Source organism: Desulfomonile tiedjei, from assembly GCA_016212925.1.
Taxonomy (GTDB): Bacteria; Desulfobacterota; Desulfomonilia; order Desulfomonilales; family Desulfomonilaceae; genus JACRDF01.
Window position 1 is genome coordinate 82,140 of the sequence record JACRDF010000010.1, and the last position, 24,987, is coordinate 107,126.

The following is a 24,987-nucleotide window of genomic DNA, read 5'->3' on the forward strand; positions in this document are numbered from 1 at the left end:
CGCGCATAGCCGTAATTGATGCCGCTACCCTTGAATTGATACTGGAGGAATTGATAAATGTCTGCTCCTACTCATCGCGAGATAGCTCGCAAAGATGATCTTACTGTACTCGATCTCAAAAACACTGGTGGTTACCTCAACGCTGAACAGGCCGATGCCTTTATTGAGATGACACTCGCGCAACCCACACTTTTAAGTGACATTCGTGTTGACACTATGTTGGCTCCTAAGAAGAAATTGGAGTCTGCTGGTTTTAATAGCAGGATATTGCACGTCGCTTCTTCAGGAACTGCATTTACTGAAGAGAAGCGTGCCAAGTTAGGTCTAGCCAAAGTTGAACTCGACGTTAAGAACATGCGAGCCAACGTAAGGCTGCCCTATGATGTTGTTGAAGACAACATCGCCAAGGGAAACTTTCCTGACTGGCTCATGGGTCAGATGTCAAGACGTGCTGCTCTGGACATGGAAGAGATAATTGTCCTCGGAGATACGTCCAGCGGTGACGAAGACCTTGCGATCTTTAATGGCGTCCTAAAGCAAGCAACATCTCACGCCATAGACAACTCAGGTAATCCTCAAGACGTAGGCATGGACCCATTTGACGCCGCTCTTGTAGAGATGCCGTCTGAGTTTGTTAGAGACCTGGAGAATATGCGTTTCTACGTCTCTCCTGTGACAGAGACCTTGTATAAGAGGTATCTGGCGTCTAGGGGGACTGCGCTTGGTGACGAAATGATTCAGGTTGGTGGTAGACGTGTTGTGACTCACCAGGGAATTCCGGTTTACAGAGTCCCTTGGATGCCTAACAGCAAGTTTCTTTTGACCCACCGCGAAAACATTGTCGCTGGTATCTATCGTCAAATCCTTTTGGAGACCGATAAGGACATTGAATCTGAAGAGTACATTTTCGTCTTGTCTGTTCGTTTTGACGTGAAATACCTCGATGGGACTGGCGTGGTCAAATACACCGGTTTGAACGCAACTATCCCGACTGTGTAACACCATGATCCAAGTCACGCTGCTCCGAAGACCCCACCAGACGTTTACCTTTCAGGTGGGGTCTCAGACCTATCGTTTCATCGGCTCACAGACTGTCGAGACAACTAGAGAGATCGCAGAGGCTTGCCTACAGAAGTTTGAGGACGACAAGCCCCTATTTGAGGTCATTGGACTGAGTGGTGACCCTGACGCTGATGTTTCTCAGGTGCTTGGAATTCAAATGGACTTTGCAGAATGGCCCTCGTCACAACAATAGGCAGTAAGAACAGCAATTCGTATATCACTTTAGCTTACGCTGATTCTGTTATCTCAGTTTCGTCCATCTATGACACTACAGCATGGAATGCCCTCACAGACGCTGCTAGAGAGGAAAGGCTTGTTCTGGCCTGTCTCCTTATGAACCGTCTCTCCTGGGCAGGGTTCAAGGTTTACACGAACCAAGCCTTAGCATTTCCCAGGTGGTGGACCTCCGGGGACGAAATAGAGATACCTGAGAATGTCCAAAAGGCGCAGGCTCTCATTGCCTATGACGTAATTCACCGCGGCACAGTCAATGTTAGTGACCCGTCGTCTGGTACGTCCAAAGCCGCTGTCAAAAGCCTGTCCCTCTTTCAGAGTCTCTCTGTAACACGCGCTGATGGGCCGATGAGTCCTGGGGACGCCTCTCTGTTTGAGATGCTCATTCGCAGCAGCCACTTTCCTATTTATCTGCTGATAGAGCCTTATCTCACTCTGTTTACTGTCCTGCCTGAACCACAAGGACCTGAATTGTTAAATGAGGTCACATAGTGCTGTCTGAATTTGAGCCTGGAATTTTAGAGATTGTAGGGGAGTTCTTTTCAGACCCAGAGCTGAGAACAACTATCAACTACAGGCTTTATATCAAGACAGAGCGAGGCGTGGAAAGCACTAATACTTTCACTCTACCCGCGATCAGATCCAATTTCATGGTTGAGTCTGTGCCAGTAATGGACGGTACAAAGGTTCAAAGCAGCCTCAGACAGTACATTATCCGCGAGGCAGATTTGCCCCAAGGTGTCACCAGGAACAGTCTTGGTAGAAATGACAAGATCATTGATGGCACACAGACCTTAGACATTATTGACATCAACAAAGACCTTGGCTTTGTCATTCAGATAATTACTCAGGGCGCTTAATTGGACATAGAAGTTGTTACTGCTGATTTCAACGTCCTCACCAAGTTAGAGACGTTACTCCCACGAGCGATCAACCTTGGTCTCCATGACTTCATGCGAACCATGCTGGGGGAAATACAAGGACGCTCACCTTATTGGACAGGCGCACTTACAAGGTCCTGGAAGGAAGAAACGACTGAGAAGGGCTTCACTGTAGGCACAGACCTTCCTTACGCCATTGTGCTGGAAGAGGGTCGTTACAAGGGTGTTGGTCCTCGTACCGCAGCAAGTGGAGGCGGTATTTATTCCAGACAAGCCGTAGGCGGCATTATCGCACCACTGCTAAGAAACGACAAGCTAATTGATAAGTGCCTAGACATCGTAATTGAGCAGATCCAAAAACAAATTGAGCAATGATAGAGCGCGAATCCATTCTTAATGACATTGTGATCCGGCTGCAAGACATTGATGCTGTCAAACTGGTCACTCGCAACTTCAGGAAAACAGCATCTTTAGCCGAATTTCCATCAATATTCATAGTTGACCTTGGAGACACAGTTGACGAGTCCAGCAGCAGAAACTCTGTCAATAACAAACGCAGATTCAAGATAGGCATCGTGTCCATCATACAAGGCTCTAGTGAAGAAAGCGCGCCTCAAGAGATAGCCTCTTTTCAGTCCCAAGTAAAGAAAAAGATATACCAAAACAATATGACAGTAGGAACCACATATAGAGGTTCTATCCACGAGACTGACACGTCAGTCCTTACATTTCCACCCATAGGCAACAATACAGTCGCGCAAGCAATAGAGTTTGAGATTCTATATGCCGAAGACATACGCCGACTGTTTACTTAATACCTGCCCAAGCCCCAATTGATACTGGAGGTCAATTACTATGGCTCACGACGTAGAGAAATTTGTAACTGGTGGTGGTATTGTCACTATAAAGAAACTGCCCATCGGTTCTTATACTGATATGGGAAACTGTCCCGAACTGACCGTGGAAACTAAGACAGAGAAACTTGAACACTTCAGTTCACGAGGCACATTCAAGTCTAAAGATAAGAGCATTACGACACAAAAAACAGCAACACTTAAAATCAAATTGGATGAAGTTGCACAGGAGCAACTCGCAATGTACTTCCAGGGGATAATTGACGACCAATACTCTATCAGACCCCTCGAAGCCGATGAACTTGAGTACGCTGTCAAATTCGTTCCTGACTATGCAAGTGGCGAGGAATGGACTTATGAGTTTTGGAGAGTCAAGATTTCCGCCGCAGGCACCCTGAACCTTATCAAAATGAACGAGTGGGCTGAACTGGAGTTTGAGGGTGAAATTCTTGAAGACGTTGACAGCCATCCTACCAATAGATTCTGGGGCATGACTAAGCCCACTGCTTAATTGAGGTTCCCACATGAAGTTGACGAAGGCTAATGCCTTGAAGCGTCTCTATCCTGGGGAGAGGTTGAAATACAACGATATTGTATTTGAAATTAAGCCTCTCCCTTTTTCTGATGCACTCCAAATCCTAGACACACTTGCTGAGATAGCCACGCTTGCCTCTGAGAACAAACTGAGTGACGTGGTGAAACTTGCCCGAGATGACGTGATACGGGTCTTAGATAATTGTGTCTCCGTGCCTGACATTGACGAGGAACTTTCAGCAGGTGAATTGCCGCTGCCGCTACTCCCCAGATTGCTCAAAATCGCTTTGGAGCACAGTCTCGGCCTGGGGGAATGGCGAGCCTTGGGTCAAGAACTAGGCGAAAAACTAGGCATAAAACTTCTGGCCCAAGGCTAAGCGACGACATTGCTGCTTTAGCTGCTGCCCTCATCAATCGTTACGGACACTCATACGTCGAGGTTCGTAATTACTCCTTACCCACACTCTTCTACCTCATTGAAAGTTTAGATCAGTCTGACGCTAACGTTCGGCCTGCCAGTGATCTTATCAACTTTCAACAATAGATCCCTCAATGGCAAAAGACTACGTTCTTAACATTGTTATCAAAGCCTCAGATCAGGCTAACAGTGTCATTCGGGGTGTTTCCGCGTCTTTCAGTGGCGCTGCCTCTGCTGCCCAAGACTTTGGTAACCGAGCCAAACAGGCGGGCGAGCAGGCAAAAAACTCCTTAGATCAAGTCAAAAAGCAATCAGACCAACTCAAACAAAAACTACAACAAGTCAGTGAAGCCCTAGTGGGTGCAGGCACTGCTATGGTCGGTTTTGGAGTCGCCCTCGCAGGCCCTATGGGCATGGCTGTCAAAAGCGCAGGAGACTTTCAGCACAGCATGAACAAAGTGAAGGCTGTTGCTGAAGGGACCAGTGAGGACTTTTCTAGACTAGGTAATAAGGCGAGAGAAATTGGAGCAAGCAGCCAATACTCAGCTACACAAGCAGCAGGTGGAATGCTCGAACTTTCAAGAGCCGGTTATAAGACTGAGCAGACCCTGAGTGCCATTATTCCTGTCCTCAACCTTGCGGCTGCTGAAGAATTGAATATGGGTCAGACCGCAGAGGGTCTGGTGAACATTCTGCAAGGCTTTGGCTTAGGCGCAGATCAAGCGACACGAGCAGCCGATGTCCTTAGCAAGACCAGCAATGAGACCACCACAAGTATGGGTGAGCTTGTTGAAGGTATGAAATACGCAGCCCCAGTCGCTGCTGCTATGGGAATGTCCATTGAGGAGGCATCAGGTTATTTAGGAATACTGTCCAATGCAGGTATTAAGGGAGCAATGGCAGGAACCGGTCTTCGCAGGGTCATAGAGAGACTTGTTGATCCTACCAAAGAAGCCAAAAACACGTTGCAAGCCCTTGGTGTTGAGATTGTAAAGAATGGACAAGGTCAACTCCAACTTACAGACACTTTTAGAAGACTTGCTCAGGCGGGAATGTCCGCTGCTGATGCTTTCAAGATATTTGGTGTTCACGGCGCGACTGACGCCATTGTCATTGCAAAGAATGTGAGCGGCCTTGAGGAACTTACAGAGAAGAACAATAACGCTGCCGGTTCTCTCCAACAGGTTGTAAATACCATCAACTCAGGTGTCGCTCCTGCCTTTACTCGCCTGAAGAATGCCTTGGATGAGATGGCAATCTCTTTCGGGGAGCCATTCTTAACTCCGGTCAAGTTTGTCGTGGATGGTCTTGCAAATGTCTTGAATTGGGTCTCCAGGCTGGCAAAGGAATATCCCACTCTATCTGGTGTCTTGGCTGGCGGACTAGGAGTTTTTGGCCTCCTCGTAGTCGTCGCCGGTGGTTTAGCCTTAGCGCTCGGTGGACTGGTCTTTGCTCTCCGGCAACTCTATGGCGCATGGCAATTAGCTATCAACATCAAGAACCAAGGCATCGCAGCGAGTATCCGAGGGACTCAAGCTGTTCAGTCCGAAACAGCAGCAATAAATGCCAACACCATTGCCAAGCAACGAAATGCCGCTGCTGAATCTTTAGCCGCGAGAAATCAGCGAACAATAAACGCATTAGGGGCTGGCTCACAGGTTCCAATTCTAACGAGCAGCCGGTCAGGGGCAGTTCGTACACCTCCTGTCGTGCCGGAGAAGACTCCTGGGGTAATCCCGACAGTAATCGCAGCAGGAGACAAGATGGGGAAAGGCTCCGCCGCTGCATTAGGCATTGGAGCGGCAGCAGGAGCCTTGGCTCAATTCTCAGGCGCAGAATCCACACTAGACAAAATATCTGGCACGCTGATGACAATCTCTTCCATTGCCATGTTCCTACCGGTCCCAGGAGCCAGAATTGTAGGTCTGATAGGCATGGCTGCTAGTGGTGCCATGAGTCTTGCATCAGCATTTGGGATTGGTAAAGGCGAAGCGCAACAGACAGCAGACAAGACAAAGGAGATCGCTAAGGCGCAAGAGGGGGTTGATAAATCAACTCAGAAGGTCATTGACGACTACATTGATATGGATAAGACCTTCTTGGAGTTCAAGCGGGACTATGAGACAGCGACCGGCAAAGAAGTCACCGAGAAGGAAGTAAATGCTTGGCGTGACGCCTATGACGACCGAGTAAGATCCCACAGAAAAGCCCTGAAAGACATTAACACTGACGAGCAAGCGGCAAAAGCAGGCGCGGCAACAGGGCCTCAAAAGTCTGCATTCGGCGCTAATGCAGAGGAAATTAAGAATACCTTCGACACTCTCGTAAAAGAAGCCGAGTCATATTACAGCCAACTGGAGTCCCTTAGAAAGGTTGACCTGGACAGGCAGAAAGGCAATGCTTCAGCATCCATCCAGTCTCAGCAACTCGCCAAGTTAGAACAGATGAAATTGGAGACGGACGCGGCGACTCAAAAGATCGCTCAGGCTGACCAGCACTACGCTCACATTAAGAGACTCAGGGATATTGAGTATCAGGAGTCTTTAAGTTCCATTGCTCAGTTGGATAAGGCTGAACAACAGGCTGCAGGAGAGAAACTGGAGAAAAAGCACGCCGACGACAAGATAGCTGATGACCGGAAATACACTGAACTCCTTATTAAGGAATTAGACTCTCAGCTAAAGGCCCGCCAACACTCCATAGAAGAAATCAGACGCCTCGAAGCACAACAGGTCTCCGAACGTCAAGCCACTACGGATGCTCTAAAACAGATCACTCTCGCTTCTTCTTCTGAATACGACAAGCTAAAGATCAATGTCGCTGATGCCTCAAGCAGGTTGAGAGAGGCTGTCCAGTTGATGCCCACAATGCCTGAAAGGGCTTTGGAACTCGCAAAACAGGCCCAATCCGCCTTTGCATCCTTGGGCCAAAACTCTGATCAACTGCTCCAGAATATGCGGAGCAACGCTCAACTCATTAGCGATGCCCAGAGGTCAATTTCTACGTCAGGTCTTACAGGAGCAGCAAAGTGGAAGGCTGAAGTTGAAGACGTTCGTACCACACTCACAAGGGCAAGAGAGGAAGCAGCAGCCGGTAGGACCAAAGAAGCTGAGAATCTATACAAGCAGGCCATAGGCCAGTCCAAGTCACTTGCTACGTCTGCGCCCGAGGGCATGAAGACTGCTGCAAAGAAAGAGGCTTCGTCTCTGGTATCAGAGGCAGGTAAGGAACTCTTGGGCCTCAATTCAAAGCAAGTGAGCGATGCCGAAGCAACTAATGCCCGAATAGCCGAAGGCATTCAGCAGGCGGGACAAGTCGTCAATTCTCTTATTCAGAATCAAATTGCCTCTCATCAAGCAAATATTGCTGCCTTAGAAAGAAACACCGCTGCTTTGATGGGCAAAATTCAGGCCCCGTCTCAACCTGAGGCAGAAGCCAAAGGTGTGGCATCACCGGAAGCCACTGGCGAGCAAAAAGCCCCCTTTGAGGGTGAGAGAGGGACTGTTGCTCCTGTCGCCGCGGCATCTGAGGGCATAACCAACAATCTGTCAGAAATTCTATCTCAACTCAGTGCCTCCTTATCAGAGGTTGTTGCTGGACTCATTCCACCCGCTGCACAGCAGTTTACCACCGCGGGTGGTGCTCCCTTAGACCCGTCTGCTTTCACTGAGTCAGGATCATTATTCAAGACCGGAATTGAGCAATTTAAAGAAGTCATCAACACTGCCAAAGACACATTTAGCAAGCCCATAAAAGTAAATGTAACACTGAATAATGGTGGTGGTGTAGACATGTGGAACAAATAGTATGGCTGCTCATATAGGTTCTGTTACCTATACCTATCCCCTCAAGTGGATCAACAAAAACGTTCCCGTTACTCTTGGAAGTGACGTCAGAACGCGTAGTGGCAATCTTGTGATGCTGAGACCTGTAAACGTCAGTCAGGACTATATTTGCGCCAAGTTGGTATTTGAATGGGTTCCTATGTCGGACGTAGCAACCCTCTACTCCTATTGGAAGTCAGGCAACTCATATTCAGCCAATTTGGAGAATAGTGGAGGCAGTGTCACTGTCCGATTTGCTGCAAAAGACGGCGTTGCAAATGTGAAGCATCAGGCATGGGGCGATGATGTAGTCCACGCTCAAATTGAAGGCGACATTCTGGACCTCTATACTGGCGAATTGAACTTAATAATTGAGACCGAGAATTAATTACTATGAGTGTGATTCCAGGCTTAACTTGCATTGTTGAACGAAACGGCACTCCCATAGATGTCAAGTCAGTAAGTATTACCAGGGAAGCCAACAAGATATCACCATCATGGGATGTTCAGTTTCCCAGACCTCTGAATGTTTCTGCCGATGACACGTGGACCATTAGGACGGGATTTGCCGGTGCAGAGTGGACACGACTAGAGAATTGCCCTGCTACTAACGTGGGAGGTGACGACGGTACTGACACGTCCAGCCGGAAGATATCTTCCTCGGCTCAAAGCGCAGACGCCTTGGACCTGAGGCAATACTGTATCCCCAAGACCCTCGTATTCGTTAATGCAAACTGGCTCCAGGCAATAGGACCTACGGCCACGGTAAAAAATGGAGCGGTGTACTACAACGGAGTGCGGCTCTATCACCCCAGGTTGCCTGGACAGGAATTTCAGGAGAGCAGTTTTGAGTGCATCGTCGGCCCAACTAACCATCACGACATAGGCAGGTATCTCGCAAGTCTTATTGGATATAAGCTGCTGGTCAACACGCCAAACGTTAATCTCATAGACACGATGACCTTTAGCGGTGGAACCAAATGGGGAGATGCCATCACATCAATTTTTTCGGTGTGGGGTCCGACCCTAGATGTGTTGCCTTCCGGAGACGACGGCAAGCCTACAATAGTTATCTCAGACGTGGCGAATGGCTCTGCTGAAATTGCTGAGTTGCAAATCCTCAGAATAGACAACCCTGCCATAGTCTCAACTTCCTTCACTGATGATGCTGGCAACCAGAGTCAAGATATTGTGGATCATGTCATTGTTACCGGCAGAAAGACCAGCGGCACTCTTGAGAGTCCTGAACAGGCTAATTACACACCAATTGAGATTCCTCCCGTAGATCTGTCCATTGACAAGGAATTTGAAGCATCCATAGACGTGGACAACTCAGTGACACGTTACAGCAAGACAGGAGGAGCAGTCGTTCCTTTCGGGACTCCTGGCGAAGAGCTTAACATCAAGAAGATCAAGACTCAGAAACATATAATGCGGTATCACGTCCGTAAAGTCCCGAACCAAAATGACCAGTACATGCCTGTTGAAGACGAGACTCAGTTTTACAATGTGGATGACGAGCTTGTAGGCAAAACAGTGGTGAAGCACCAGTACTCAGCGGCGTTCAAGCCGATAGCCACAATAGAGGAAGAGTGGCTCCTCACAAACTGGCCTAAACAAGAGCAAAAGGAACTCAGGCTCCTTCGGACAAAGACGACCCTGCAAAACCAGTTCATAAAGCCTCTGAATCAGTCTCAGACGACAGAGATGATCGAAGAGGTGATTCTGTTTAACTGGACAGAGTATGAAGGGGAGCAGTATCGGACCGATCCCGTGTCTATGGCTGATGTTTTGAGGCAGGACTATTCAAGGAGCCTGATAGACACAGATTCCGATACAAGCCAAGATACCGTAACCCTCCTCACTCATACCAAGATGACCGATATATCCAGGACCTTCGACGACATCCTCATCAAAAGAGACACTGACCATGCCCTCATACCTGACAAGTTCAGGATGAACAGTCAAATTCTGGAGAATCCGCAGAGAGACAAACCAAAGACTGTAGAGGTAAAGTACCGTAAGGAATTCTTCAACGGGCCTGGGCAACTTATAGGAGGCTATGGACCTTGCTATCACACGCCTCGTACCGTCGATCATGACGATATTGATAACGACACACTTGCAGAGCAGATAGCCGAGAGAGTCTTTGCCCGTAAGAGCAGCGGTAATTGTACCGTAACGATAAAGACTCCTGTTCCAATTCCTCTTGAGACAACCGCTATCAAGGTCAGGCTTGCCGCTTTTAGTCGTGTCGTGAATGGCGCGGAGATGACCATTCCAGAAGCAGACTACGTCCTCAAGAGTGTCCACGAGACTTTCAGCTTTGATGGAGAAGAGAATCAGGTCTCTCTCAAGTATGAGCAGACTTTGACTGTGAGGACGAAATTCTGATGGCTCAGTGGCAAATACTATGCCCCTATGAAGGCAGCGATCTTGATATTGACGGGTACGTCCGAAATATCATTGGAGGAGCAGTTAAAGCAGCCACAAGGATCGATCAAGATCAAGAAGGCTATGCTTCGCGTCCCGCTGGTGTCCATAGGTTCAGGTTTGCCTCTCAGACTGAGTTGCTGTGGTTCAAATATGACCAGCAGACCTCAGTATCAAAGACTGTGGTTTGTGACAGCACGACTGAAAACCTGAATGTCTTGCCTGGATGGTCTTTCAAGTTCAGGGAGTGGACGCAGCCGGGAGATGAATTCTTGGCTGTTATAGGCGGCCTTTTTGACGGCTCTGCTCCTATTCGCACTCTGTCTTACGAGTCGCGTGTCTCAGGCTTTCCTGACTCAGAGAAAGCATTTAGGGTCAAGAATATTAGTGGAGAGACTCAAACTAATTGCTCTCTCGTGGCTACCAACGCGGTTCGAGTGGAGAATGCAGCAGCGCACCCAAGCAAGCCCTTTCTGTGTTTTTATCAGAGCGGCAGCTCCAACCCCATAACCGACGGTGATGTCAACGGTCTTCAGGTCACATTTGACAACTGGACAGACGGCACACCTCCCACAGTGGACATTCTTATTGCAGGCGACTCTGTAGGTATCCTTGACGTTGCTGCAAATTCCTTGATCCCCTACGGCACGAGGCTCAAATGCGATGGCACCACCCTTTATCGTTTTGCCAACGGTACGAAATGGCAGAGCGGCACATTCATATTGTCACCGGACCTGGAAGAGTCCGACACCGCACTGATCTTTGTATCTGACGGTGGGGATCAAGTGGAACTCGCTCAGGCAACGGGAGCCTTCACCCGTGGAGCTAATGGTATTGAACTTACACAAACGGGTCAGGCCACGGGAACGGTCCTTAACGACGGGGCAGTGAGTGTCAGGCTCCGCTTAAATCCAAGAGTAGGTCTGAATTCATCCTTAAACCCTCGGTCTTTCAGTCTACGACCTGTTGGCACAAAGGGCGCTGCTGATACGTCGCGAGACTATCAAGGCACTTTCTGGATAGAGGATTTGGACGTGCAAAAGAACCTCATATGGCGCATCCAGGCCCTGCTGGAGAGATACAAACTGCCACGTTATTCTCCAAATCCTAATCCTCCGCCTGCATATATACCCGACCCTAATGGTTTGCACATAGAGGACCCTCAAAATCCCGGAGCCCATATCTTAGCTTCTGGGACACCAAGTCAGGGGCATTACGAATCCATTGAGGAGATTCTCTCTGCCAATGGCGTGACCTTTTCTGGCGGTTAGTATGGAAATAGATCTCAATATAACTATGCCTCCAAAGAAAAAGACTCAGGCAGACGAACCACAAAGACCTGAAGTCTGGCCCACTCTTCTTCAAGAGGAAGAGCTTGTTGGGGGACCAATAAAGTTCCATTTCTATGACGCGGCTACCACTCCAGTTGTGTTTCCTGTCTTGAATTCAACAAATGACTACATGGAAATAGAGGGAGATCATCGCGAATCAATATATCGTTATTCCATAGGGGAGATAACCTATAGAGACCCCCAAAACCCTGAGAAGACGCTCAAGAAGTCCATTTTGGTAGATGGAGTATCGTACGCTCAGTATCAAGACGGCAAAACCTACGTCTATCACAATGAGACAAAGAGCCAGCTCCCGGTGCTTCCGGAAAACATCGAGTCTTTGAAGGTCTGGAAGGATGTGGATAATTGGTCCAATGAATTGAGTGAGGTCTTTCACACCAGCGACCAGATTAGCAATCCATACTATGCATGGAAAGCCGACAATGGTTACTATTCAAATGATGCTTCCGGGTGGGTGGATAGTTTTGACATTAAAATTTATATGCCTGAACAATATGATGTATCGCCGGAACGAATCGTTCAGGAATTCGGCACCTCAGTATGGGACAGAAAACCCCTCGGTGGAATGTCAGTGGGGAGGAGAAACAATGAAGAGGAGAAGATATGGTATTGGGGTAGCGGATTCTTCAACATAAGAATTGAACTCAAGAGCGGTTCCGGTAAGGGGCAGGATCAGGATATCACTAATGCGGACAAGATCTTGGACCATAAAGGGAAGTTCAAGGACAATGAGAAGCACTGCCTGTTAAGCTACAAATATCCCTTTACCACCAGAAAAATGTCTTTAAGAGCGTCTGAAGTGGGCTCTGGGACACGTTGTCACTATCTAAATATAACTGACGATGACACTTTCCAGTATCATTACGATACCCTAAACGTGGATGGCATTTTCTTCAGATCCTTTGATACGAGCGATAACGACACATATAAAGTGACTAGAGCGCCGAGGTACGATGCGCCTGGAATAGGCGGCAGCATTATCTCTTGTGGAGAAGAGTATGACATTGGGTTTGTGCCGAGGCGCTGGGCATATTATTGCAGGACTAGAGAGCGAAGCGTCCCAAGTGTTATCACTGTTACTCCTCCGGTTACCACAGTAATTACACCCATTATTGATAATACTCCCAATAGTACTCCTGGTGGAGATATAGTGGGAGAGGGTTCCCCCTGCTATAATTGGCTCTTCCCGGTGGGAGGAGGAGGCCCCACATGGGCTCCTTCTTCATATGTTTGGCATGGCGATATATTTGGCGTTAACTGGGCTGTATGGACTTGTCATCCACAGGACAGGTATTATAGCGTCAATCGTTATAGGGTCGGTGTTTGGTGGGATAGATTCCCCAGCAATATATTCGCTCCTAGTCACAACACCAATGAGTATGATGTCTTCGGGTTTTTCTGCCCCTACCCGTTCGGCGGAGGCACCTGGACGACTCATCAGCATAGCCATACCCAATATGCCTTCGACACCTATGATGCTGCTCACCAAATCAACGATGAAGCTTTGTGTGGGAACCGGCACATGCAACTCGTTTCATGGAACCAGAACAGATATTGGTATTGGAACACTCAGTGGGGCATTTTGAATCCTGAAGGGTTTTCGGGCGGAGATTATTATGCCAGCACGGTCTGGAGGAAGATAGGAGGATTTCCTCTAAAGGATTCCAATAAGTGGACTGACTATACCAAAGACTGGATACCACAACTGGGAGCATCCAGCTTCTGGCTCAATTACGGCATACCATCATACCAAGTCGGTCTTGATACTGATGTCTTCGCGGGCTCCATGATCTATGAAGGGGCAGGATCAATGTGGGACATGATTCCTTACGGGGTTGGGATCAGTCCTGACAAGGCCGGAGCATTGGTGGGAATAATTAGGCGGAAGAAGACGGGCCAAACATACTTTATTTGGAGAAAAGTTGACGAAGTCTTTACCTTAACAAAAGAAAACAAAGACGATGGGTATGAAGGACATTCGATGTCATTTGAAAGGAACGGGGAAGAATCCGTTCCACGAAGCCTGGATGACTTGAGGCCTCCAGGTGGAGGGTTTCAAGCGCAGGCAGGAATATTTTGGGATTCTAATCCAGATTCACCAATCTTTATAGATCAGTTCAGAACCAAGCAGGGAGAGAATAGAGTATTAGACGCCGTAGGGAGAAGCATTAATTTTTCCTTTGTAGAACCCGACCCGCAGTGTCCTAACTCCAGTTATAATCGCCCAGTTGCATCGGACGAATATGCTCACGACTTGCCTGCCATTATCGTCCCAATGATAACCCTTGAAAGAGCTATAAGACCTCCGGCAAGCTATCGTACAGGATATACTGACCGCTGGAATGATCCACTGTACAGATACGCAAGGGGAAATGGAGGCGTAATGGATCAAAACTTTCAGAGGAACTTGTACGGGTAGACCAATGTACTGGAAACAAGGTAATCAAAACATCCAGTCGCTTACCATCCCGTTCCACGTCTCCGGGACTAATTTTGATACCTCATTGACGCTGGTAATGGAGGCAGGAGAGCAGTTTATAGACTCGGCGCTAATGGTCTTAAGCAAGGAACACTCTGGATTGATCTCAGCCAAGCGCCATTCAGAAGTTGAATATAAGTCAATTGGTGCCTTACCTGACACGTCCTGCTTTTTAGGAGACTTTTCTCCTCTTTCAGAGACACTGATAGATTTCAGGACTTCGTTTCCTGAGTCTACAAGTGATGGTCTAATTGTAATATGTGTATCATTAATGTCTTCGGCACGACCTCCAAGTCACTTCTTTCACGAGGAGTGGCCCGACCTCTGGCCCGAAAACTGGCCTGAATTGTGGCATGACGACTGGCTCACATAATAATTCACTGATGCCTACCCCATAATTGATGCAAATGTTGAGGAGTAAATTGATATGTCTATAACCGCGTCCTACGTTTCACTCAACCAATTTACTGTTGCGGAAAACAGGACTGAGAATCTCCCTCCAGGACTGCGCCTCAAATTGTTTATGGGGACTGACGGAATCGAAGAGGTTACTGTTGATTCGTCATCCTATAATTCAGGGACAGGTCTCACCGCTTGCACAATAAAAGAAAGTGTTATCACACCGAACCTCGCTACTATCAAACCCGCGGACAACTATACGAGTAACGTAGGAGTGCATGCCCACACTGATGACGCTAGTGGCGGAGAAATACCTGCTGCGCATCTCAGTGAGGCTGAAGTTGAAAATATCCACAACACTCCGATCCCTCAGACCGGTGACGGCAAAAGGTTTGTAAGAATCGCTGACACTCCGAGCGAAGGATACGCTCTTTTTGACCTTATTGGAGCGGCAAATCAACTCGTAGGGGCAAACGCAGCAGGGGATGAAATTCAGTTCAAAACCCTTACAGGTGCCACAGACGAAATAAGCGTTGAAGACGTTGACGGTACAATTTCTATCGGTCTTGTTCAGGACTATTACACGTCCACTGAAATAAATACTGCATTAGGGATTCGTGACTCAGCGATCGCTGCCGCACAGTCTGACATTGACACCCATGAGGTCGCAGCCGCTCCTCATTCAGGCCACGCCCCTTCTTCCCATACTCACGCTGCCGGGGATGTAAGTTCAGGGACACTGGACGGGGACAGGCTCCCGACTATCTCAGGAACAAAGCGTGGTGGTGTGCCTAATACGTCAGGGACACCAGGCTCCAAGGTGCTTTACGACGACGACACGTGGAAGGAGCCTCCAGGAGCGGTAGGAGGTGAAGCAAATACCACGTCCAATGAGGGAGGTGGCGTGGGCCTTGCTAAGTCCAAGGACGGGATAAACCTACCATTCAAGACGTTCGACTCAGCCCAGTTTTCAGCGCCGAGTGATGTCGTATCTGTACTGGACTGGGCTTCATTCTTGCAGGATTTCATCAAAAAACAGAATGATGGACGTATGGGGAGGGTGTCTGATACGTCCTTAACATGGACAGGTTACCAAATAGGGTTATGGGACAGCACAGCAAATGCTTGGAAATTAGTAAAGCCTTCTTCTGCTCCAAGCATCACAAATGCCGGCCTGGATGTTGATAATAATGCCCTGACATATGATTTCAATTACGATGTTTTCCTTGTTCGTGTTTCTGATACTGAAGCCGCCTTCGCCTTCAAGAAATGGACTGACGATACTACTAGGGCGGTAGTCCCCGCTCTCTGGCAAGGAATCTATTGTTATGACAACCTAACTGACATCGGCAAGAGTAGATTATACATTGGAATGATTCGGTTAAGGAATGACGGGGGAGTCGCTAAATTTACTGACAGTGCCACGAAGAGGTTCGTTGCCAACGCCTACAACCAGGCCCACAGACAACTGAAGGCGGCGTTAGCAGGGAGTCAGTACACTTACAATTCAAGCACCTGGAGAAAAGGCAATAATGATGACTCCACCAAGGTTGAGTGGCTATCGGCGCTGGACTCCCAGTATATAGAGTTTCAGGCCAGACACCATCAGACCGCTACTACTGGATACAACACCAATGCTTGTACTGGAGTGTCCGTTGATTCAACCAGTTCTCACGCCGATTGCTTGCCATCGAAATCTGGCTGGAATTCCCCTCAGTGGCTCACTCCTTGGGTTCCTTTAAAAACAACTGTCAATGCGGGGTATCATTATGCCTACCTGGTTGAAAGCAGTGACCAGAATTTGCAAGCCACTTTTTATGCCAATAGTGTCGGTGCTATCAGCGGAAGAGTGTCTGTCTGAGGTCTGAATCATAAGAAAACAAGTACCTGTCTTTCTTATGTGAACCCATCTGTTTCTCCTAATTGATCTCACCTCCACAATTTGCTTACCGAGGAATTGATACATGCCCACTTACACCAATGTCTCTACTACCACAAAAAACCTTGAAGGTGTCCCACTTCAACCCGAACAGGCAGGCACCATTAAGAAATACCTCTATCCTCCAAATCCAAATTTTGAACTAACCTCACATGGACCTGCGCCTTGGGTGACTCTCCACGCTGCTGCTGCTCCCGTAACGCTTACAGGTCTTTCCAAGTATAAGTCTATCCAGATCAAGAATGCATCAGGTGCCGCGATTACGTGTGTTGTGAACGAGGATTCCAGCAACCCTCTCGCAGTGCTTAGCGGCGAGATCGACAAGATTAGCCAGGACCGAGAGATAGAGAAGCTTGAGATCACAGGGAGTGGTGGAAGCCCTGTTTACGTGTACGGCTGGCTCGGCAACTAGGGGAGGGAGGGCCAATGGCAGACTCACAAAGCACAATTATACCGCAGCAAGGATCTGGCAATTTGCCTGCTCCTCCAGCGGATGGTGCGATCCTTGTCGGTGCTAATGGACAATGGCAAGCAGGCATTGACAAAGACCCGAAAGGCAATTCATTTCAAGCCGCGGATGAAGTCTCGACCACTAATGTAAATTCTGAAGCTTTGGACTTACAAAACGTGGGGAGCACAAGCGCTGTTTCTGCAACTTACGAGAGCATCATCATTTCAGACAGCAGTAGTGGCAACACCGTAGAGGTTAGCCCTGATGGCATCCTGGCCGGTTTTAATCTCTTGGATCAGGACACGATTGCTGGGATAGTCGCAGGTGCTCCAACTGCGGTAGACCCTGTTGCGAAGGTGTCGGATCTAAATGGTAATGGCCTTCCTCCTGAAGCTATAGATCCAGAACTCGCTCTCAAGTGCAGCCTTGCTTACATTGAAACTGCAAACGAGGCATCCTTCCAAATTGACTCAACTCAGAAGCAGATTTTGATCGGGTGGGTGCAGGAAGGCAATGAGAGACTTTCAAGGTTGAGCCTCAGAAGAAGTGCTTGTGTCGCGGTGCAAGAATTTGGTGGCAACCTTTATGCTGCGACTGGTTATGGAGGCGACCCAACAGGAGGCTCCCTAAAGGCTTTGGGGTTGAACGTGGAACTCGGGGCCGGATGGTCGGATGTCACCGTATCAGGGCCTCCAATGCTTGATGATGGGAAAGCCTATTGTCTGGTGCTGAGTGGATCTGCCGGAATTGATGCGAGCATTGGTTACAACCGGAATAACACAAGCGCCACCTCCGCCCTGCCTGACAATTGTTGGGCCAAATACAGCACGGACGGAGGAGCTACCTGGCTTCCTCTAACTAAGGATTCTAGGAATGCCCTCTTTGAATTCGTACTGAATTCTACGGTGAACCATTGTCCACAGCTTGCCTATGTGCCTCGAAATGGAATCTACGTGCCGCTTTTTGATGATGCTGTCGGCTCATGGGTACTGAGGCCAACGAGTGGACAAGGTTATTATTTGGATTGTGAAGCTTTGACGGCTGATACCTTCCATTACGCTTATTTCTATGAGGAATCAGAGGGTAATTTTCTCCTTGAAGCCTCAACAACAGGGTACACGACGCAGGACGCTCGCAAAGTCAAAATAGGGGAACCAAACAAACTCTACGTCGGTGCCATTGAGCCTATTACCAGACAGCCTGGCTTTCAGGCTCCAATTGATGTGATGCAACGCAGGCTGGTTGACAACGTGTATAACCAATCTCGAAAGACATTAGGGAAACTTAATCCTTATATCGCTTTGACTACCATGACATGCCCAGGTTATAACGTGAAGTGGCGCAAGTGGAACCTTAATGATGACTGGAAGGTAGACTTTGTCCTGGCTAAACAGCGTGTGGTCCACTTAGTGACTGGCGGAGCCTATGGCGGGAATATCGGAACCACTCTATCTTTCAGCGATGACCCTACTCCTGCCGAGGACACATGGCCTAGTAATGACTATGATAAAATGCTTATTAATGTGGATTATGACTATAGCCAATTCTATGAAGTGAATCGAGAATTGTCGCAAGGATACCATTCTGCACAGCCCTACGCCAGCGCATGTGGTGGTGACGCGACCTTGGAATTCTATCCAAATCCGGGCTACGCCAAACATGTGGCTGCCATAACAGGACACATAGGAGACTGATTTGAAAGCCGATATATTCGCTGTCGTAGGATGTCCTCCGCACAAATGGGGCGACGGAACTCCTCAATGGAATGATCCGGCCCAGGAGCCCTCCCTTGAAGTTAAGTCTGCATTAGTAGCCTTGGACTGGTCCAGTAATCCTGATGGTGATGCCGCTTTTCTCCAAATCGACCTTGAATCTGATGAAACAGCTCTCGCTGCAAAGTCTGTGCTTACACAGGCGCAATGGCAAGCCCTAAAAGATTACCAAGTCGCCAGAATACGAGAATGCCGGGCAGCTGAATACTCCAAGAAGTTTGACGGCATGGCTCAGGGGGTTCGCTGGGATGGAGATCAGGAAGGACCCGCATTAGCTGAGAGGGTAAGAGTCAAATCACTTTATCCATACCCTGGTAATTACCGTTAAACATCGAGGCAGCAATTGATCACGCCAGGGGATTTAAAAGATGCAGTTGACGCTTATAGAGACTACGGATGGTACGCTGGAATAGGTATCCCAGTTCTTGCCTTTGTCCTTTACCTCGCCTATCGGTACGTCCTCCACCTCAGAGACAAGGTTCAAAATTACCTCACTAATGTAGAACAGCGAATTGAGAAAATAACCGACGCTTGGGTCAAGAATGGAAAAGTTGTTGACCAATCTGTTCTCACTGATGAGATGCGACAAGCAGTCCAAGAGATCAGAGAAATTAACCAGAAGTTTGACGACGTGTTCATGTGCCATGTTGAGGACACTAAGCGTCTCGCAGACGAGGAGATTTGGAAACATTGCCCCATAGAGCGATGCCCCAATCTATCCCAAGTGTTGACCTTCCTTGAACAGGTGAACCGAGAATTAAAAGAATTCGCTACTGAGGCACAGGAAAGCCGCGTGCAGACACGATCCTCCATATCAGACATTTCGACCCGAATTGATAAATTTATAGATGGACTAGGCAGTGAAATCCTTATCACCATCAGGGAACTCAGGCTCCCCAGAGACAAATAGTGCCACGCTTGACGCTGTGAAGCAGGAACACCAAGACCTGACGAATCTTATTGAGCGAACGACCGGCAACAACTCCTGGTATGCCAGATACCTGGCATGGGAAATGCTGCTCAGGCAGGAAAGACAGCACATTACTGAGAGTCTGCACATTTAACTTCAGGCAACTTTTGCCTGAAGTCTCATTCAGGTCTGAGCCCCACCATTAGATGCGAATCGCTATTCTTACGAATCTACGTGACCTCCACGACGCTTACAGCCTTACCAGTGTAGTCAGACACCAAGTGGCTATGCTTTGCCGCTACGGGCATGACGTCACTGTTTTTGCTTCCGAGACCTTTCAGGACAAAACGATCAACATAAACTCACGCTACCAATGTCCGGTCGAGCCTATCATACCTGCCTATGAAGAGATCGAATATGCGAGACTCCAAGACCTGACCGAGGACCATCAGAGAATTGCCTCTCAAACGTCTCAGATCGTTTCTCAGCGTCTCTCAGACTTTGACCTTGCCGTTACCCATGATTGGTTGTTCACTGCCTGGAATTTGCCCCTGGCTGAGTCTGTCAGGTTATCCAAAGATCAGACCAGACACGTCAGGTTCTTACACTGGATTCATTCAGTACCAAGCGAAGGCTTTAACTGGTGGGGCATTAAGAGATATGGGCGCAATCACAAACTGATCTACCCCAATCGCATCGACCGTGTACGCGTAGCTACGATGTTTGGGGGCGATAGTAGGCACGTCAGAACAGTTCCACACGCCACAGATCTAAGGCTGCTGTTCGACTTTTGTGACGAGACTTGGAATGTCATAGACGCTTATCCTAGTCTGATGCAGGCCCAGTTTGTTCAGGTCTATCCAGTCTCAGGAGCCAGACTGTCACAAAAAGGTCTCAGCAAATTGATACTGCTGTTCAAGGCTCTCAAGTCCAAAGGCTTTTCAGTCTGTCTCTTGATAGCAGACTCAAATGCTACCGGCAGAGTGCCACGAGATGATCTTGAACCTTACAAGAGAATGGCTGAAAGAAACGGTCTCTCAAAGAGAGAGTTTGGGTTTACGAGCGACCTCAACTATGAGAGAGGACTGCCGCGGCATATTCTCAGAGAATTGATGCAATGTGCCAACCTGTTCATTTACCCCACCGAGGCCGAATCCTTTGGTTTGACACTACCGGAGGCTTGTCTTGCCGGGGGAGTCTTGCCGGTACTCAACAGGAGCTTATCAGTCCTGATGGGAACGTCAGGTGGTTATGGGCTGTTCTTTGACTTTGGCAGTGCTGAGAAATGCTTTGAACCCCAGGACGAGCGTGAATACTACCAGTGGATGGCAGACATGATCGTTGCCAGGGCTAAGGAGGACGACTGCTGGCAGGCACGAACGTTTATGAGACAGACCTACAACATAGATACTATTTACCGCGGCTACTATGCTCCCCTGCTTACAGAGTCCTGCATCTGGAATTGACGTGAAAGACACACCAATCATAATCAACAACAGAAATAGAGTCACCTCATTGTGTCAGTTGATCACGTGGTTACTTGAGGCTGAATATCGGAATATCACTGTCCTAGACAATGATAGTTCATTTATTCCTCTTCTTGAATACTATGAGACATTAGAAGGTATGGTGAATGTTGTAAGACTCGGCAAGAACCTAGGATCGAAAGCACTATGGATCTGGGGAGACGCCAAGAAACTCGTCAGACCTCCCTTTGTCTACACAGACTCCGATATTGTCCCAACAGAAGGATGCCCCAAAGACCTCATTGAATTCTTGCTCAGAGCCGCTGAGACATTCGCCAGTCCTAACAAGATAGGTCTTGGACTCAGAATTGACGATCTGCCGGACCACTATGCTTTGAGAAGCATGGTTCAGGAATGGGAGAGTCAGTATTGGCAAAAGCAGATAGGTGAATTGGATGGGGTGCCTATTTACAGTGCCTATGTTGACACCACATTCGCGTTGTACCCTGAATTCAAGATATTTTCATTGCAAGGCATACGAACAGGCTTTCCATACGTGGCACGTCATTTGCCCTGGTATTTGAATAGTGAGCAAATTTCTGAAGAAGAATCCTTTTACGAACAGCACGCCAGTAAAAGTTTTCACAACTGGGGCGCTAACAATTGCTACAGCCAGGCAGTTAAGAACAGATGCAAGAAATAAAACACCACACTCATTGGACTGACCTCCCTATGGCTGTCGATATGGCCCCTTATTCGCGGTTTTATCAGTCTGCTGCAAGAAAGATTGCTGCTGAAAACCAGAAACGAGGCGCATTCACGACGGTGGTAGAAGCGGGGGTTCGATATGGTTGCAGCGCAAGAATCCTACTGGACGCCTTGCAACCTTTTCAGGACTGGCAGTTGATACTGATAGACCCTTTTCCTAAGCATGAGGCCCTTGAACTGTCAGGAGTACCAGGAGTCGTTATTTACCAGCAGAAGGCTGAAGAGGTTGCACCACTAATACCTGACGAATCCATAAGTTTGATGCATTATGATATTGACTGTGACGGGACTCACCCCCTTGAGGTGACGTATAAGGTACTGCTTGCTTTCTGGCCCAAATTGCGCCTAGACGCGACACTGATCTTTCACGACGCGACCTCGCACTTTCCAGGAGTACTAAGGATCGTCAAGGAACTTGAATCGTCGGGATGGAAGACTACGTATTGTCTTCCACAGGAGGAGTGTCCTATTTCAGCACCTGCTGCCTGTGAGAGACGTGCATTATGAATATCAGTCTCGCTATTCCCGTTATAGAGAGGAAGTGGATCAAAGGTCTGCTGACGACCGTTCGATCCAATAGTGTTCACCCTCAGGAAGTCCTGGTGGTAGATAATGGTGTCAGCACTGGAAATGGCGTTCAAGATATATGCGAAGGGTTTTCAGACCTGAACGTAAGGTACTTGCCCCAACAGACTAACCGAGGGGTCAACGCTAGCTGGAATCTGGCTATGTCTGAGGCACAATGCCATATTCTGTCGATCTTGAACGATGATCTGATACTGCCCAACAACTTTTTCAGTCTTGTCCTGAAGACCTTCCAGACCTACCCAGACGCTGGCTTTGTCGTGCCTAACACAGTCAACTACCCGCAGCAGGTGAAGAGCCACAATTCTGACCCCGTGGTGGTCACACAATTAGTTCGTGAGGGGTGGGCATTTACAATCAGGAGAGCCGGTGTTGAAGCGATTCCCACCAGTTTACAAGTATTCTTCGGGGATGATTGGGTCTTCGAGCAGATCAGAAAAAGGAAATTAAGCACACTGAAAATAACGAATTGCTACGTGTATCATTATGTCGGGATAAGCCAGAATGTTCAGAAACGAAAAGACCTGGGGCTACCGTCGCTCGAAGAGGATCGCGGGGCTTGGAACGCAATACAAGCACAACATAACAAGGCATAACGATAATGGAAAAAGACTTTGTAGTCATTGATGGGACTTTGATGGTGAGAGAAATCACGAAGGTTCAATGTTCCTTTTCACCGCGCGGCAAACATTGTGGTGCCGGTGTGTCCGTTACTATGAGACCTGCTACACGTGACGAAGTCTCTGAATATCAATTACTAAATGGAGTTTCTCATGGCGATAGAATTGAATAACTGCAACTGCAATGGCAAAAGGTCTGTGCTCACCCATGCCCTGAACCTTTCAGGACTCGGTATCTGGCTCCTGATGACCCTTGCAATTCTCCTCAAGACCTCCGGTATTGAAAGCATTTATGCAAACCAACTCGCTTATGGTGGTCTGGTCAGTTTTTCGACCTGCTATGGGATATTCAGCCTTATCGCAGGTGTTATTTTGGTTGACCTGTTCACGCCATATTTCAAGTTTGAGGAAATGTTCAGTGGGGATGGGTCAAGCAAAATTGCAGGAGCAATCACATTTGCAGGCATTCTCTACGCCATAGCCAAGGTCATTAGTGCCGCCAATTAATATGTTGAGACTTCTATCCATAGTAATTCTCCTGCTCCTGATATGTCTGCCTGCAAGTGCTGACGATAAGCAGATCCAAGAAATTCTCCAGCGCATAGACCTTTGGGTAGGCATATTGGAGTCTCGTGGGCCTGAGTATGTTTGGGGCGGGTCTGATCCTGATGTGTTGACCTATGACGAACACAAGAAGGCGTGGCGTAAAGGGTTGGACTGTTCGGGTTCACTCCATTTTATCGCAAAGCACTCAGGTCTTGGCTATGTCAGGACTACGAGTCTCAAAATGTTCCTTGGAGCGTGGCCTGGATACAACCTTAATGACTGGCACGAGGCACGCTTTCCAGACCTGATATTTTTCACTCTAAGCGCTGACCGACCGAGCGGGCACGTCGCTCTGATAAGAATCGTGGAGGGCGACAAGGGCTTGTGGATGAGTCATGCCTCAAGTGGAGAGAACAAGTTTATGAAGGTCTGTCTGAAAAAGGACTCCAAAATGCTGCACAAAATGTCCGGCGTAAGAGTGCTTGACCTTATGGCTGGCAAGATCGGGTGGTCAAAATGACCACCCGAAAATCGGGGTGCAAAAGTTGCCCCCCGAAAATTGGAGAGGGTATATTTGCCCCAAGGTTCAAGAGGCACAATTTGCCTCTTGCTGCGCTCTGACCCTCTCAGGTAGTCTGCCTCTCCCAGGACCAGAAAGTCGCTCAGAATTGAAATGGCTCACTCACAGTTGATAATTTTCAGCTCTCAGAGATACTCATTCCAAGAGAGGTGGTGAAACGGTTTCACCACCGCTGAATTGATACGAGGCCATGATAGGTAAAATTGTCAGACTCTACCTTGCTCCTATAAAAGCATACCTGCTATTGGCTCTCTTTGTAGCCTTTGTGTCCTATGTTGGATACCTCAAGTACCAAATAGGCTCTTACGAACGCCAGGTCTCTGCCCTCACTGAACAGGTAAAGAAGTGCGAGGACGACAGGGCCTACTGTGAAGAAGCTAACCAATTCTGCCAGGAAAATACCAAAACACTGATAAAGCACTATGAGTCCAGAAAACCACTTGATCTTAGAGATGGTGAGATACGTCCCAATGAATTAAAGATCAGTCCCCGCGAAAAATGAAGCACGCCATTATTCTATTGCTATCTCTCCTGCTCCTTGCCTCCTGCGCCACAAGAACTGAGATCGTTCGTGGTGCCAGAATTACGCTGCCTCAGTTGCCCCAGAGGGTTGATATTGAGCAGCAGGGACAACACAAAGACAAAGACACGATCTATCTGAGTCCACCCACTGAGTTGAAGCCTGACCAGAACTGGAGAGCGCCGTCTGAGGGCGCGGTGGTGTGGAAGAATAAAGACTTGAGAGGAATCCTCTATGGTCTCAGGGAGTGGCAGCGATGGGGCTTGGATACGAGAGACATTGTGGAACAGCACAATAAAATAATGGACAAGACGACTCAGGCAGCAAAGCCGTGGTACAAGTTGTGGTGACCCAATTGTG

Annotated in this window: 25 protein-coding genes; all 25 read left to right on the plus strand. The window is 48.2% G+C overall.

The window, feature by feature from the left end; translation table 11 throughout:
• The first annotated feature begins 57 nt into the window (after nucleotides 1–57).
• The 25 genes from HY913_04400 (at nucleotide 58) to HY913_04520 (ending at nucleotide 24,977) form a co-directional block, all read left to right on the plus strand.
• The gene (locus tag HY913_04400) at nucleotides 58–999 is read left to right on the plus strand and encodes a phage major capsid protein (GenBank protein MBI4962495.1); all 942 of its coding nucleotides are present in this window, start codon (nucleotides 58–60) and stop codon (nucleotides 997–999) included.
• A gap of 4 nt (nucleotides 1,000–1,003) precedes the next feature.
• Nucleotides 1,004–1,255, plus strand: a complete 252-nt coding sequence (locus HY913_04405) for a hypothetical protein (protein MBI4962496.1) — start codon at nucleotides 1,004–1,006, stop codon at nucleotides 1,253–1,255.
• Nucleotides 1,234–1,788 (plus strand): hypothetical protein, encoded by a 555-nt coding sequence (locus HY913_04410; protein MBI4962497.1) that lies wholly within the window; start codon nucleotides 1,234–1,236, stop codon nucleotides 1,786–1,788. The genes HY913_04405 and HY913_04410 overlap by 22 nt, the downstream gene beginning before the upstream one ends.
• Complete coding sequence (locus HY913_04415) at nucleotides 1,788–2,156, plus strand: hypothetical protein (GenBank protein ID MBI4962498.1); 369 nt, start codon at nucleotides 1,788–1,790, stop codon at nucleotides 2,154–2,156. The genes HY913_04410 and HY913_04415 overlap by 1 nt, the downstream gene beginning before the upstream one ends.
• Nucleotides 2,157–2,552 (plus strand): HK97 gp10 family phage protein, encoded by a 396-nt coding sequence (locus HY913_04420; protein ID MBI4962499.1) that lies wholly within the window; start codon nucleotides 2,157–2,159, stop codon nucleotides 2,550–2,552.
• 480 nt (nucleotides 2,553–3,032) lie between these two features.
• Complete coding sequence (locus HY913_04425) at nucleotides 3,033–3,542, plus strand: hypothetical protein (GenBank protein ID MBI4962500.1); 510 nt, start codon at nucleotides 3,033–3,035, stop codon at nucleotides 3,540–3,542.
• A 13-nt stretch (nucleotides 3,543–3,555) separates the two neighbouring features.
• A complete protein-coding gene (locus HY913_04430) occupies nucleotides 3,556–3,942 on the plus strand; it encodes a hypothetical protein (GenBank protein MBI4962501.1) in 387 nt (128 codons plus the stop codon).
• Between the two features lie 175 nt (nucleotides 3,943–4,117).
• The gene (locus HY913_04435) at nucleotides 4,118–7,789 is read left to right on the plus strand and encodes a phage tail tape measure protein (protein ID MBI4962502.1); all 3,672 of its coding nucleotides are present in this window, start codon (nucleotides 4,118–4,120) and stop codon (nucleotides 7,787–7,789) included.
• Between the two features lie 112 nt (nucleotides 7,790–7,901).
• Nucleotides 7,902–8,195 (plus strand): hypothetical protein, encoded by a 294-nt coding sequence (locus tag HY913_04440; GenBank protein ID MBI4962503.1) that lies wholly within the window; start codon nucleotides 7,902–7,904, stop codon nucleotides 8,193–8,195.
• A gap of 5 nt (nucleotides 8,196–8,200) precedes the next feature.
• Nucleotides 8,201–10,201 (plus strand): hypothetical protein, encoded by a 2,001-nt coding sequence (locus HY913_04445; GenBank protein ID MBI4962504.1) that lies wholly within the window; start codon nucleotides 8,201–8,203, stop codon nucleotides 10,199–10,201.
• Nucleotides 10,201–11,511, plus strand: coding sequence for a hypothetical protein (locus HY913_04450; protein MBI4962505.1), 1,311 nt, complete (start codon nucleotides 10,201–10,203; stop codon nucleotides 11,509–11,511). The genes HY913_04445 and HY913_04450 overlap by 1 nt, the downstream gene beginning before the upstream one ends.
• Before the next feature lies 1 nt (nucleotide 11,512).
• Nucleotides 11,513–14,011, plus strand: coding sequence for a hypothetical protein (locus tag HY913_04455; GenBank protein ID MBI4962506.1), 2,499 nt, complete (start codon nucleotides 11,513–11,515; stop codon nucleotides 14,009–14,011).
• Between the two features lie 487 nt (nucleotides 14,012–14,498).
• Nucleotides 14,499–16,331, plus strand: a complete 1,833-nt coding sequence (locus HY913_04460; GenBank protein MBI4962507.1) for a hypothetical protein — start codon at nucleotides 14,499–14,501, stop codon at nucleotides 16,329–16,331.
• Between the two features lie 103 nt (nucleotides 16,332–16,434).
• Entirely contained in the window at nucleotides 16,435–16,821 is a 387-nt protein-coding gene (locus tag HY913_04465; GenBank protein ID MBI4962508.1) for a hypothetical protein, read from the plus strand.
• 14 nt (nucleotides 16,822–16,835) lie between these two features.
• Entirely contained in the window at nucleotides 16,836–18,554 is a 1,719-nt protein-coding gene (locus HY913_04470; GenBank protein MBI4962509.1) for a hypothetical protein, read from the plus strand.
• Nucleotide 18,555: 1 nt separating this feature from the next.
• The gene (locus HY913_04475; GenBank protein MBI4962510.1) at nucleotides 18,556–18,960 is read left to right on the plus strand and encodes a hypothetical protein; all 405 of its coding nucleotides are present in this window, start codon (nucleotides 18,556–18,558) and stop codon (nucleotides 18,958–18,960) included.
• 15 nt (nucleotides 18,961–18,975) lie between these two features.
• Entirely contained in the window at nucleotides 18,976–19,542 is a 567-nt protein-coding gene (locus HY913_04480) for a hypothetical protein (GenBank protein ID MBI4962511.1), read from the plus strand.
• A gap of 206 nt (nucleotides 19,543–19,748) precedes the next feature.
• The gene (locus HY913_04485; protein ID MBI4962512.1) at nucleotides 19,749–21,008 is read left to right on the plus strand and encodes a glycosyltransferase family 4 protein; all 1,260 of its coding nucleotides are present in this window, start codon (nucleotides 19,749–19,751) and stop codon (nucleotides 21,006–21,008) included.
• A 160-nt stretch (nucleotides 21,009–21,168) separates the two neighbouring features.
• Nucleotides 21,169–21,711 carry a glycosyltransferase family 2 protein gene (locus HY913_04490; protein ID MBI4962513.1) on the plus strand — a complete coding sequence of 181 codons (543 nt, stop codon included), beginning with the start codon at nucleotides 21,169–21,171 and terminating at the stop codon, nucleotides 21,709–21,711.
• Nucleotides 21,699–22,283 carry a class I SAM-dependent methyltransferase gene (locus tag HY913_04495; GenBank protein MBI4962514.1) on the plus strand — a complete coding sequence of 195 codons (585 nt, stop codon included), beginning with the start codon at nucleotides 21,699–21,701 and terminating at the stop codon, nucleotides 22,281–22,283. The genes HY913_04490 and HY913_04495 overlap by 13 nt, the downstream gene beginning before the upstream one ends.
• Entirely contained in the window at nucleotides 22,280–22,957 is a 678-nt protein-coding gene (locus HY913_04500; GenBank protein ID MBI4962515.1) for a glycosyltransferase, read from the plus strand. Before HY913_04495 ends, HY913_04500 begins: the two co-directional genes overlap by 4 nt.
• Before the next feature lie 177 nt (nucleotides 22,958–23,134).
• Nucleotides 23,135–23,488, plus strand: coding sequence for a DUF350 domain-containing protein (locus HY913_04505; protein ID MBI4962516.1), 354 nt, complete (start codon nucleotides 23,135–23,137; stop codon nucleotides 23,486–23,488).
• A gap of 1 nt (nucleotide 23,489) precedes the next feature.
• On the plus strand, nucleotides 23,490–24,047 hold the full coding sequence (locus HY913_04510; protein MBI4962517.1) for a C40 family peptidase: 558 nt from the start codon (nucleotides 23,490–23,492) through the stop codon (nucleotides 24,045–24,047).
• A gap of 250 nt (nucleotides 24,048–24,297) precedes the next feature.
• A complete protein-coding gene (locus HY913_04515; GenBank protein ID MBI4962518.1) occupies nucleotides 24,298–24,609 on the plus strand; it encodes a hypothetical protein in 312 nt (103 codons plus the stop codon).
• A complete protein-coding gene (locus HY913_04520; GenBank protein MBI4962519.1) occupies nucleotides 24,606–24,977 on the plus strand; it encodes a hypothetical protein in 372 nt (123 codons plus the stop codon). Before HY913_04515 ends, HY913_04520 begins: the two co-directional genes overlap by 4 nt.
• The last annotated feature ends 10 nt before the right edge of the window (nucleotides 24,978–24,987 follow it).